13 protein-coding genes are annotated in these 11,830 nt (G+C 65.8%); 5 read left to right on the top strand and 8 right to left on the bottom strand.

Features of this window, described 5'->3' with window-relative positions; all coding sequences use genetic code 11:
* Nucleotides 1-138: 138 nt before the first annotated feature.
* The gene (locus tag ASE91_RS06005) at nucleotides 139-411 is read right to left on the bottom strand and encodes a hypothetical protein (protein ID WP_056504891.1); all 273 of its coding nucleotides are present in this window, start codon (nucleotides 409-411) and stop codon (nucleotides 139-141) included.
* Nucleotides 412-620: 209 nt separating this feature from the next.
* Here ASE91_RS06005 and ASE91_RS06010 point away from each other — a divergent pair, with 209 nt between their 5' ends.
* Entirely contained in the window at nucleotides 621-1,061 is a 441-nt protein-coding gene (locus ASE91_RS06010; RefSeq protein ID WP_443024525.1) for a GFA family protein, read from the top strand.
* A gap of 40 nt (nucleotides 1,062-1,101) precedes the next feature.
* Nucleotides 1,102-1,749 carry a peptidylprolyl isomerase gene (locus tag ASE91_RS06015; protein ID WP_056623827.1) on the top strand — a complete coding sequence of 216 codons (648 nt, stop codon included), beginning with the start codon at nucleotides 1,102-1,104 and terminating at the stop codon, nucleotides 1,747-1,749.
* Between the two features lie 22 nt (nucleotides 1,750-1,771).
* On the opposite strand, the gene ASE91_RS06020 is transcribed toward ASE91_RS06015, so the two are convergent.
* The 4 genes from ASE91_RS06020 to ASE91_RS06035 form a co-directional block, all read right to left on the bottom strand.
* Nucleotides 1,772-2,395, bottom strand: a complete 624-nt coding sequence (locus tag ASE91_RS06020; RefSeq protein ID WP_056623830.1) for a glutathione S-transferase family protein — start codon at nucleotides 2,393-2,395, stop codon at nucleotides 1,772-1,774.
* Nucleotides 2,396-2,436: 41 nt separating this feature from the next.
* Complete coding sequence (locus ASE91_RS06025; RefSeq protein ID WP_056623833.1) at nucleotides 2,437-3,315, bottom strand: dienelactone hydrolase family protein; 879 nt, start codon at nucleotides 3,313-3,315, stop codon at nucleotides 2,437-2,439.
* Between the two features lie 117 nt (nucleotides 3,316-3,432).
* Nucleotides 3,433-4,095, bottom strand: coding sequence for a DUF1013 domain-containing protein (locus ASE91_RS06030; RefSeq protein ID WP_082438756.1), 663 nt, complete (start codon nucleotides 4,093-4,095; stop codon nucleotides 3,433-3,435).
* A gap of 132 nt (nucleotides 4,096-4,227) precedes the next feature.
* A complete protein-coding gene (locus tag ASE91_RS06035; RefSeq protein WP_056623960.1) occupies nucleotides 4,228-5,217 on the bottom strand; it encodes an NAD(P)H-quinone oxidoreductase in 990 nt (329 codons plus the stop codon).
* 82 nt (nucleotides 5,218-5,299) lie between these two features.
* Here ASE91_RS06035 and ASE91_RS06040 point away from each other — a divergent pair, with 82 nt between their 5' ends.
* From ASE91_RS06040 to ASE91_RS06050, 3 genes are all read left to right on the top strand, one after another.
* Nucleotides 5,300-5,497 carry a DUF1192 domain-containing protein gene (locus ASE91_RS06040; RefSeq protein ID WP_056623834.1) on the top strand — a complete coding sequence of 66 codons (198 nt, stop codon included), beginning with the start codon at nucleotides 5,300-5,302 and terminating at the stop codon, nucleotides 5,495-5,497.
* Between the two features lie 112 nt (nucleotides 5,498-5,609).
* On the top strand, nucleotides 5,610-7,928 hold the full coding sequence (gene clpA / locus ASE91_RS06045) for an ATP-dependent Clp protease ATP-binding subunit ClpA (protein WP_056623837.1): 2,319 nt from the start codon (nucleotides 5,610-5,612) through the stop codon (nucleotides 7,926-7,928).
* 149 nt (nucleotides 7,929-8,077) lie between these two features.
* Complete coding sequence (locus ASE91_RS06050; RefSeq protein ID WP_200911204.1) at nucleotides 8,078-8,983, top strand: GGDEF domain-containing protein; 906 nt, start codon at nucleotides 8,078-8,080, stop codon at nucleotides 8,981-8,983.
* A 42-nt stretch (nucleotides 8,984-9,025) separates the two neighbouring features.
* Here the strand turns inward: ASE91_RS06050 and pal are convergent, their stop codons facing one another.
* From pal to ASE91_RS06065, 3 genes are all read right to left on the bottom strand, one after another.
* Nucleotides 9,026-9,553 carry a peptidoglycan-associated lipoprotein Pal gene (gene pal / locus ASE91_RS06055; RefSeq protein ID WP_056623841.1) on the bottom strand — a complete coding sequence of 176 codons (528 nt, stop codon included), beginning with the start codon at nucleotides 9,551-9,553 and terminating at the stop codon, nucleotides 9,026-9,028.
* Nucleotides 9,554-9,625: 72 nt separating this feature from the next.
* On the bottom strand, nucleotides 9,626-10,948 hold the full coding sequence (gene tolB / locus ASE91_RS06060; protein WP_056623844.1) for a Tol-Pal system beta propeller repeat protein TolB: 1,323 nt from the start codon (nucleotides 10,946-10,948) through the stop codon (nucleotides 9,626-9,628).
* Between the two features lie 13 nt (nucleotides 10,949-10,961).
* A partial coding sequence (locus ASE91_RS06065) for a cell envelope biogenesis protein TolA (protein ID WP_235530352.1) occupies nucleotides 10,962-11,830 on the bottom strand: 869 nt, incomplete at its 5' end.

Below are 11,830 nucleotides of genomic sequence, written 5' to 3' on the forward strand. Positions count from 1 at the left end.
ACGCCGACCCAGCGGGACGCGCGGCCTATATAGGCGGCACCCCGATCGGTCAATGGCACGCGGCGGACCGCCGCACGCGCGAACGGGCGGCGAGGCCGCTGCCCCGCCGCCCGCCACAGGCCTGTCGATCGGATGCGATCAGTTGGCGCTGTTGCCCATCGTCGCGTTCATCGCGTCGGGGGTGTTGCCCATCATCGCGTCGCCCGCGGTCGTCACCGAATTGGCTTCGGTCTCCATCGGGTTGATCGCGATCATTTCGTTGCCGACCTCGCCGTCGTTGCGGAAGGCGGCATTGGCATAGGCGTCGTTCAAGACGACGTTGCTGTCGTTGGTCGTCGTGATCTCCTGCCCCCCGCAAGCGCCGAGCAGCGCGAGGACGGGCAAGGTGGCAGCGGCGGCGAAGCGGATCATAGCATTCTCCCAGCAGGATTTCCCGGTCAACGTCGAAGCCCCCCGCCCGTTCCGCGAGCGTCCGCCACCGCGCCGACCACTAGAACCGGCTCCACCACCGCAGCGGCCGGCCACGGCACTGCCGACGTCGCGATTTACCCGGGCGAACCGGTGACGTAGAGCCGATGCAACGATCAGAACCGGAGCGAACCATGGCCTTTCTACTCCCTATGCAAGGCGGTTGCCGTTGCGGACAGATTCGGTTCCGCATCGACGCGACACCCATGATGACCATGGCCTGCCATTGTCGCGGGTGCCGACAGATGAGCGGGAGTGCCTTCTCGCTGAACGTCGCGGTGCCGAACGCGGCGCTGATCGTCACGCAGGGCGAACCGGTCATCGGCGGTCTGCACGGCGAACAGGTCCGACATCACCATTGCGACCATTGCAAAAGCTGGCTGTTCACGCGGATCGAACCCGATCCGGGCTTTGCCAATGTCCGGGTCGGTGCACTCGACACCCCCGAACCATTCGCCCCATTCATCGAGACATGGACCGATGAAGCACTGCCAGGGGCGATGACTCCCGCCCGCCATCGCTATCCGCAGTTTCCGCCGGCCGAGGCGTTCGGCCCATTGCTGGCGGATTATGCTGCGACCCAGACGGCTTGACGCGCTTTCACCGGACGGTTCGGGACGGTAGGTAGCGGCGATGCGTATCCTGCTTGCCCTGATCCTGCTGGCCTTCGCCGTGCCCGCGTCCGCCCAGTCCGCCACCCGTGCGACGCCCGGTTATGTCCGGGTCCGGTTCGACACCTCGGTCGGGCCGATCATCGTCGCGCTCGACGTCAGGCGGGCACCCGCGACGTCGAGCAACTTCCTCGCTTATGTCGATGACGGCCGGTTCGACGGCACGATCTTCTACCGTTCGGCGCGGCGCAAGGCCGATCCGTCGCTGGGTTTCGTGCAGGGCGGCATCCGCACCGATGCGCGACGCATCCTGCCGCCCTTCCCCCACGAACGGACCAACCGGACCGGCGTCAAGCACGTCGACGGCGCGATCTCGATGGCGCGGCGGCCCGAGCCCAATTCGGCGGGCGGCAATTTCGTGCTGCTGGTCGGCGCGATGCCGAGCATGGACGCGAAGGGCGATTTTCCCGGCTATGCCGCCTTCGGGCGGGTGGTCGGCGGCATGACGACGGTCAAGCGCATCCTCGCCAAGCCGACCGGCGGCGGATCGGATGCGATGAAAGGGCAGATGATCCTCGACCCGGTTCGCATCCTGCGCGCCCGCCGGCTGGACGGGACGCCGAAGCCGACCGGCCAGCCCAAGGTCTGGCTGATCGACGTGCCGCGATAGATCGCACCTGCCCCGCCACCTGTTACGCCGCCTGCATCTCCGCGACAGCCGCATCGTCCAGTTCGCTGGCCCGGACATACGCCGGGCGAGCGGCAAGCCGCGCCAGATAGGCCATGAAGGCGTCGAGCTTCGGCAGCGTCCCGAACTGCGTTCCCCACATCACGTGCGATCCGACATAGACATCGGCGGCGGTGAAGCGGTCGCCGGCGATATAGTCGTGGGCCGACACCGCCTGCTCCAGCACCGCGACGACGCGGTCGTAATCGCCATAGCCGACCATACGCTGCTGATCCTCGCTCGGCGTGACCCCCAGCGACCGGTTGGTGATCGCCTGTTCCAGCGGACCGGCGGCAAAGAACATCCAGCGATAATAATCGGCGCGTTCCTCCGCCGTCGGCGTGAGGCCGGCGGCGGGAAAGGCGTCGGCGAGATAGGCGCAGATCGCCGCGCATTCGGTGACGACGCTACCGTCATGGACGATCGCCGGCACCTTCCCCATCGGGTTCAGCGCGAGATAGGCGTCCGCCTTCATCGAGCCGCCATAGCCGAGTATATCGACGTCATACTCGGCACAGACCTCCTCCAGCATCCAGCGGGCGATCCGGCCACGCGACATCGGGTTGGTGTAAAGCGTCAGTCCGGTCATGCTGCATCTCCCCTGCGAGTCGTCAGGAACAAAGATGGAACTTATCCGCGTTTCGCGTCAAGTTCGTGATGCAGGAACGCCGTGGTCCGTTCCCATGCGAGCTTCGCCGCCGCCGCGTCGTAGCGCATCGCCGAAGTGTCGTTGTTGAATGCGTGATCGACGCCCGGATAGACATGGGTCGTCGCGTTCCTGCCCGCCTTGCGCAGCGCCTCTCCCCAGGGAAGCGCGGTCGCATTCACCCGCGCATCCTTTTCCGCCAGTTGCAGCAGCAGCGCCGCGCGGACCTTCGTCGCCTCGACCGGATCGGGCGCCGGGCCATAGTAACTGACCCCGGCGGTCAGCGCCGGATCGGCCACCGCCAGCCGGTTGACGAACGCCCCGCCCCAGCAAAAGCCGACCGCACCGGTGTGCGATCCGCCGCGCTGGCCGCGCGCCTTCGCGAGGAACGATTTGGCCTGCGCCAGCGCAAGATCGTAATCGATCGTCCCGATCAGCGCACGGGCGCGATCCTCATCGGCGGGGGTGCCGCCCTGTGGCGCAAGGAAATCGGGCGCGATCGCGCGGAACCCGGCCAGTGCGACGCGCCGGGCGACATCCTCGATATGCGCGTTCAGCCCGCGATTTTCGTGGATGACCAGCACGATCGGCAGCGGCTGCTTCATGCCCTTCGGCGCGGCGAAATAGGCGGTGGCCGGTTGGTCGGCCTCGGTACCGCTGCGTTTGGCGGTGTCGAGCCGCGTATCGGTCGGCGCGATCTGCTGCGCGGCGGCAGGCGACGCGGCGATGCCCGCGATCAGCGTTTCGGCAGCGGCGACAGACCCCGCCAGTGCCACCATCTCGGCCATGAACGCACGCCGGTCGCGATGTTCGTGGGTGAAGGCGTCGTAAAGCGCGATCGCGCGGGCACGAAGGTCGGACATGGCTGCTCACTCCACTGGGGACGTGGGCAACCTAACCGACTGGTCGGTTTACGCAAATGGCCCGGCCGCTCGACGGGAGCGACCGGGCCATCATAGGCGCGGACGCGCTTTAGCGGTTCAGCGTTTGAACGGATCGAAGAAGGAGCCCGACGTTTCGGGCAGTTCGCCGCGTTCGGCCAGTTCGGCGTCGCGGGCGGCCTGCGTACGTTCGTTGCGGAGCTGCTCGATCAGCGCCTCGCGATCGCCCTCCAGACGGGTGTCGGCGGGGGCTTCGATCCCGGCAGCCTTCGCGGCCTTGCCGACCAGCGCGTCGAGTTCGCGCTGCGAACACAGGCCCAGCGTGACCGGGTCCTTCGGCGTGATGTTGCCGATGTTCCAATGGGTGCGGTCGCGGATTGCGGCGATCGTGGTGCGGGTGGTGCCGATCAGCTTGCCGATCGCGCCGTCGCTGATTTCCGGATGGTTGCGGATGATCCACGCGATGCCGTCCGGCTTGTCCTGCCGCTTGCTCACCGGGGTATAGCGCGGACCCTTGGTCCGGCGGACCTGATCGGGTCCCTTCATCATTACCAGACGGTAATCGGGGTTCTTCTGCCCCTTCTCGATTTCGTCCATCGTCAGTTCGTGCGCGCGGACGGGATCGCGACCGGTCAGCTTGGTCGCGGCGGTATCGTCGGCAATCGCCTGCACTTCAAGAACGTGAAGGCCGCAAAAATCGGCGATCTGCGGAAAGGACAAGGCGGTGTTGTCGACCAGCCAGGAAGCGGTCGCGTGCGGCATCAGCGGCTGGGCCACGACGGGTCTCCGAAATAGAAAGGGCCGCCCAAACCGGGCGGCCACGTTGGGAACGGACTTAGTACCGCTTGCCGAAAAGGGCAAGCGGTCGCGGGTTTTGGCGGTTTGCAGCGCGTTTCAGGCTGTGGACGCAACCGTCAGCACGATTTTGCCGACATGATCGCCCGCCTCCATGCGTCGATGCGCCTCGTCCGCCCGATCAAGGGGAAAGGTCTTGTCGATCACCGGACGCAGCCGCCCTGCCTCGACATGCGGCCACACGGTCCGCGACAGTTCATCGGCAACCATTTCCTTGAACGCCGCATCACGGGCACGCAGCGTCGACCCGGTCAGGGTCAGGCGGCGGCGCATGATATCCCAGAGCGGAACGGTGGCGCTCGCCCCGCCCTGCACCGCGATCGAGACGTGGCGGCCATCCTCGGCGAGGCATTTGATATTGCGCGGGACATAGTCGCCACCGACCATGTCGAGCACGACGCTGACGCCCTTGCCGCCGGTGATGTCGGCTACACGTTCGACGAAATTCTCGGTACGGTAGTTGATCACGTGCGCTGCCCCAAGGTCGAGCGCCGCGCGCGCTTTCGCCTCACTGCCGACGGTTACGATGACCTCCAGACCGAAGACGCGACCGAGCAGGATCGCCATCGTGCCGATACCGCTGGTGCCGCCATGGACCAGCACCGTGTCCCCGTCCGCCGCATACCCACGTTCGAACAGGTTGGTCCACACGGTGAACAGCGTTTCGGGCAGCGCCGCCGCCTCGACCATCGACAGCGCTTCGGGCACGGGCAGGCACTGGCCGGCCGGGACCGCGGCATATTCGGCATAGCCCCCGCCCGCCAGCAACGCGCAGACCGATTGCCCCAGCCAATGCAGATCGACGCCCTCACCCAGTGCCACGACCTCGCCCGATATTTCGAGACCGGGGATCGACGATGCGCCGGGCGGTGGCGGATAGCCGCCGGTGCGTTGCAGGACGTCGGGCCGGTTGACCCCGGCGGCGGCGATGCGGATCAGCACCTCCCCCTGCGCCGGTTGCGGCGTCGGGCGTTCGACGATCGTCAGCACTTCCGGGCCACCCGGTTCGGCCGGATCGATCGCACGCATCGCCGCTGGCACGTCCATATAGTCTTCCCCCTGCACCGGCGCGTTATTGACATCGTCGGCCACAGGGTCAACGCTGCTTGCAATGGAACCCGACGAAAATGTTAACCATGTTCGTAGCAACCTGCTCGCCATGCTGTTGCGCGAGGATCTCGACCCGTTGTCTCAAGACGAACTGACCGCGCGAATCGACGCGCTGGAAGGCGAGATCGTGCGATGCCGTGCGCGAATCGACGCCGCGCGCAGCCACCGGTCCAGTGCCGACGCGCTGTTCCGGTCATGAGATGTTCCGCCCCCCGCTTGATGCCGGGCGGCGGCGTACCGACATGGTGGAAGACCCGGGACACCGGGACGCAGGGCCGGCGCGTTCCCGCCGGCCGACCGGAGTGAATTGAATGCCATCCTTCGCATCCGCATTGGAATCCACGCTGCACAAGGCGCTTGAGGCCGCATCCTCGCGCCGGCACGAATATGCGACGCTCGAACATCTGCTCTTCGCGCTGACCGACGATCCGGACGCGGCGAAGGTGATGACCGGCTGCGGCGTCGAGCTCGACGAACTGCGCACCACCGTCGCGCATTATCTCGACACCGAACTCGACACGTTCAAACTGGACGCCGCGACCGATCCGTCGCCGACCAGCAGTTTCCAGCGCGTGGTGCAGCGCGCGATCCTGCACGTCCAGTCGTCGGGCCGCGACGAAGTGACCGGCGCCAACGTGCTGGTCGCGATGTTCAGCGAGCGCGAGACCTATGCCGTCTATTTCCTGCAACAGCAGGACATGAGCCGGCTCGACGCCGTCAGCTTCATCAGCCACGGCGTCGGCAAGGGCGGATCGACCGCCACCGAAACTCCTAGCCCCAAGGGTGCCGAGGAAAAGGAAACGCCGAAGGTGGCCGACAAGGGCAAGGGCGAAAGCGCGCTCAAGCAGTTCTGCGTCGACCTGAACGAAAAGGCGAAGATCGGCAAGGTCGACCCGCTGATCGGTCGGTCGGCCGAGGTCGATCGCACGGTGCAGATTCTGTGCCGCCGGTCGAAGAACAATCCGCTGTATGTCGGTGATCCGGGCGTCGGCAAGACCGCGATCGCGGAAGGGCTGGCGCGCAAGATCGTCGAGGGCGACGTGCCCGAAGTGCTGTTGCCCGCTGTCATCTACTCGCTGGATATGGGCGCACTGCTCGCCGGCACCCGCTATCGCGGCGATTTCGAAGAGCGACTGAAACAGGTCGTGACCGAGCTGGAAAAGCTGCCGCACGCGGTGCTGTTCATCGATGAAATCCATACCGTCATCGGCGCCGGTGCCACTAGTGGCGGGGCGATGGATGCCTCAAACCTACTCAAGCCCGCACTGTCGGGCGGGCAAATCCGCTGTATCGGCTCGACCACCTACAAGGAGTTCCGCAACCACTTCGAAAAGGATCGCGCACTGCTGCGCCGGTTCCAGAAGATCGACGTGAACGAACCGACGGTCGAGGATACGATCAAGATCCTGACCGGCCTGCGCACCGCGTTCGAGGAGCATCACAAGGTCAAGTACACCCCCGATTCGATCAAGTCGGCGGTGGAACTCTCGGCGCGCTACATCAACGACCGCAAGCTGCCCGACAAGGCGATCGACGTGATCGACGAAGTCGGCGCGATGCAGATGCTGGTGCCGGCCCCCAAGCGCAAGAAGACCATCACCTCGAAGGAGATCGAGGCGGTCATCGCGACGATGGCGCGTATCCCGCCGAAAACGGTTTCGACCGACGATACGCGCGCGCTCGCCAATCTCGAACTCGACCTGAAACGGGTGGTATTCGGACAGGACGATGCGATCAAGGCGTTGTCCTCGGCGATCAAGCTGTCGCGTGCGGGCCTGCGCGATCCCGACAAGCCGATCGGCAACTATCTGTTCACCGGCCCCACCGGCGTCGGCAAGACCGAGGTCGCGCGCCAGCTGTCGGAAATCATGGGCATCCCGCTCCAGCGGTTCGACATGTCCGAATATATGGAACGCCATTCGGTCAGCCGGCTGATCGGTGCGCCTCCGGGCTATGTCGGGTACGATCAGGGCGGTCTGCTCACCGATGCGATCGATCAGCAGCCACATTGCGTGCTGCTGCTCGACGAGATCGAGAAGGCACATCCCGACCTGTTCAACATCCTGTTGCAGGTGATGGACAATGGCAAGCTGACCGACCACCACGGCAAGACCGTCGATTTCCGCAACGTCATCCTGATCATGACGACCAATGCGGGCGCGTCGGACATGGCCAAGGAATCGATCGGTTTCGGCCAGATCGATCGCGAGGATGTGCAGGAAGAGGCGGTGCGCAAGCTGTTCACGCCGGAATTCCGCAACCGGCTGGATGCGATCGTGCCGTTCGGCTACCTGCCGCCGGAAGTCGTCGCGCGGGTGGTCGACAAGTTCATCCTTCAGCTTGAACTGCAGCTGGCCGATCGCAGCGTTCATATCCGCCTCGACGAAGCGGCGAAGACGTGGCTGACGGAAAAGGGCTATGACAAGCTGTACGGTGCGCGTCCGATGGGTCGGTTGATCCAGGACAAGATCAAGCAGCCACTCGCCGAGGAACTGTTGTTCGGCAAGCTGATCCATGGTGGCGAGGTCAGCGTGACGCTCAAGGACAATGCGCTGGCGTTCGAAATCACGCCGGCCGCTCCCAAAAAACCTCGCAAGGGCGGCAAGGCCAAGGCTCCAGCCGAAGCGTAAAGCCGTCGTCCCGCCGCCAGCCACAACTGGCGGCGGGCAAATCTTAAATACTTTATCGTAGAATTCTGTTGCGGATCGACAACGAAACGTCTGGCCGGTCGAGTCTTCTACTCGATCGGTTTGCCTGTCACTCCGTACGGAACAGTATCGTGTCCGCAACCGTCGCAAAACTGATCGAAGGGGTCGGCCAGGCCGACGCGATGATCGCGCTCTACGACCCCGCCGGACTGATCCTGTTCGCCAATCCCGCGTTTCGGCGCGCCTTCTTTCTCGGACCGGACGAGCGGATCGACTGGGTGTCGATGATGCGTCGCAATCATGCCCATCGGCGCGGTCCGATCGTGTCGCACGATGATTTCGAGGTCTGGTTAAGCTCATCGCTATCGCGCCGCGGCAAGGTGCCGTCGCTGTCGATCGAGACCGACATGCATGACGGAACGTGGTTGCATATCGTCGAGCAAACCTTGCCTGACGGCCATATCCTGTTCACCGCGCTCGACATTACCCGGCTGGGGGAATCGGAGCGTGCCCTGCGTCAGGAACGTGACATCGCGTTGAAGTCGGCCTCGACCGATCCGCTGACCGGGCTGTCGAACCGGGCGCACATCATGGAATTGCTCGGCTGCCGGATCATGGCATTGCAGGCCGGTCGCTCGACCGACACGGCGGCAATGCTGATCGATCTCGATCATTTCAAACAGGTCAACGACCGCTTCGGCCATGTCGCCGGGGACCAGGTCCTGCAAGCCTTCGCACGAACGGTCCGCGCCGGTCTGCGCACGTGCGACGCGTTCGGACGGATTGGCGGCGAGGAGTTTCTGATCCTGTTCCCCGATCAAGGGATCGCCGATGCCGAAACCGCGGTCGGCCGCTTGCGCGACGAAGTCCGCGAGGTTTCGGTAATCGCGACGCAGCCGGACTTCCGAATCGATTTCTCTGCCGGCATGACCATGGTCCGCGCCGACGATACCGTGTCGACCGTCTATACCCGCACCGACCGCGCGCTCTACGCCGCAAAGGCGGAGGGGCGCGGCCGGCTGAAGCTGGTGGGTTGATCCCCTGCCCGATCGCCGCTCGACCGGGCAGGTATGATCCTTTTACTGCAGCACCACCGTCACCGCCCGACGGTTCTGCGCCCATGCACCTTCGTCCGAACCGAGCGCCAGCGGGCGTTCCTTGCCATAGCTGATCGTGGTGATCCGCGACGGCGAAATGCCGCGCGTCGCCAGATAGCTCGACGCCGCATTGGCCCGGCGATCGCCGAGGGCAAGGTTGTATTCGCGAGTGCCGCGTTCGTCGCAATGCCCCTCGATCGTCACGCGCACATTCGGATAGCGCGCCAGCCACTGTGCCTGGCTGTCGAGTACCGCGCGTGCCGACGCATCGATATCATATTGGTCGAGACCGAAATTGATCGTGTCGCTTGCCACCGACTGCTGGAAATCGGCGCGCGATCCCGGCACGACGCCCGTGGTGCCGGTGCCCGTCCCGGTGTTGCCGGTACCGGCGTTCGGATCGACTATCTGGCCCGGTGCCGGCGGCAGCACCTCGGGTCGCTTCTTGGCGCAGCCGGCGGTCGCCAGCAGCGCCGCGCCGACGATCAGCGTGGTCGAAAACTTGGTCATCAAAACCTCCCTTGGTCGTATCGCACCCGCTACAATGCCCCTGTACCGGAATTGCCCCTGTTGGTGAAAGCCTCAGGACCGGATCGGGCCCCAGCTCGGGTCCGACCCGTCGAGCGCGGTCGGAATGCGGCGGATGTTCGATCCGGTCAGGTCGACCGACCAGATCTGTGTCTTGCCCGATCCCTGTGCGCTGCGGAAAAAGGTCAGCACGCGGCCGTTGGGCGACCAGCTCGGCCCTTCGTCGCCCCAGGCATCGCTCAGCAGCTTCTCGCCACCGCCCGAAGGGGACATGATGCCGATGCGGAACGATCCACCGCCTTGCCGGGTGAAGGCGATCAGGTCGCCGCGCGGGCTCCAGACCGGCGTTGCATAGCGCCCGCCGCCAAAGCTGATCCGCTGCTGGTTCGATCCGTCGGCGTTCATGACGTATAGCTGCTGGGTGCCCGAGCGGTCGCTTTCGAACACGATCTTCGACCCGTCGGGCGAATAGCTGCCGCCGGTGTCGATGCCGGGCGCATTGGTCAGCCGCTGCGGACTGCCGCCCGCTGCCGGCACCCGGTAGATATCGGTATTGCCGGCCTGCGCCATCGAGAACAGGACATAGCGGCCATCGGGCGAGAAGCGCGGCGCGAAGGTCAGCGACGCATTCTGCACCAGCAGCCGCTGCCGCCCGGTCCCGAGATCGAGGATGTAGATCGCCGGGCGGTCGTTGACATAGCTCATATACACGATCGACTGCTGGCCCGGCGCGAAACGCGGGGTCAGCACGATCGACTGGCCGTTGGTCAGGAAGCGGTGGTTGGCCCCGTCCTGATCCATGATCGCCAGCCGCTTGATCCGTTTGCCCTTCGGCCCGGTTTCGCTGACATAGACGATGCGGCTGTCGAAATAGGGGCCTTCGCCCGACAGGCGGGTATAGACGGCATCGGCGCATTTATGTGCGGCGCGACGCCATTCGGCCGGCGGCACGTTGAACCCCTGCCGCGTCAGTTCGGTGCGGCCGAACGTGTCGTAGAGATAGCAGCCGATCGTCAGCGTGCCGTTCGCTTCGGCACGGACATAGCCCTGCACCAGCGCCTGCGCGCCGCTCCACACCGCATAATCGGGCGACTGGACCTGTGCCATGGCGACGGCGGGAAGGCCGGCGGGGCCGGCGGGCTTGAACAGGCCGGAATTGCGCAGGTCGCCCGCGACGATCTCCGCCAGTTGCCGCCCGAGCGCATCGGTCGACCCGGCGGGGGTCGTGGCGACCTGCGGCGTCGGCATCACCGGCACCGCGATCGGCAGTGGTTCGGAGATACCGCCCTCGATATCCACCTCGACCTGCGCGAACGCGGCGGGCGCGGCCAGCACGCCTGCCAGCGCCGCACCAAAAGCCAGGGTCTTTCTACGCATAAATCCTCTCCGGTCAGCCGGGTAGTTTGTAGTTGATGATGATATCCTTCCAGCCGCCTTCGTACAGGTCCGCCGGAAGTTCATAAGGGGCACACTGGATCAGCGCGGCGATGGCCAGTTCGGACACGCGCTGCGCATAGCGTTCGTTCTCGCCGTCGACCCCGGTCTGTCCGCGCAACTGCGGACGCGCGGCAAGCGTGCCGTCGGCGCGCATCTGCAAGCGGATCTTCGATCGGATCTGGTTCGCGCCGGGGCCGGGATTGGGAATCTTGTTGGCGCAGGGCTGCACCTGCCGCTGAATCGCACTGGCCAAACCGGCGACCGACTGCGCCGTGACCGCAGTGCCTCGGGGTGCCTCCGCCTTGCCCGGCTTGGGCGTGTCGGCAATGCCCTTCAGGAAATTGTCGCCCAGACGCCCGCCGCGCGGCCGGGGGGCGGTCGCCTGCGCATTGGTCCCTTGCCCCTTGGTCGCGGCGGGTTTGGCGGCTGCAGGTTTCGCCGGAGCCTTCGCCGCTGGTGCGGGACGTGCCGGTGCCGGCGCGGGACGCTGCGCCGGCCTAGCCAGAGCAGGCTTCGGTTCCGGCTTGGCCGCGGGAGCAGGTTTCGGCGCAGGCTTGGGGACCGGCTTCGCCACCGGCTTGGGAGCCGGAACGGGCTTCGGCGCAGGCTTTGGTTCGGGGCGCGGTGCCGGCTGCGGACGTGGTGCCGGTGCGGGCGGCGCGGGTGCGGGTTCCGGGGCCGGTTCTTCCACCGCTTCGGGCGGGGCGGCATCTTCAGGCGGGCCGGTGTCGGGTGCTTGGCTGACCGCCGGGGCGTCGGTCTGGGCAGGGGCGCTCTGCTCGGCGGCGACGTCTTCCGCGAAGCTGACGTCCATCGGCTGGG

Origin of the sequence: Sphingomonas sp. Leaf62 (assembly GCF_001421915.1) — a bacterium.
Taxonomy (GTDB): domain Bacteria; phylum Pseudomonadota; class Alphaproteobacteria; order Sphingomonadales; family Sphingomonadaceae; genus Sphingomonas.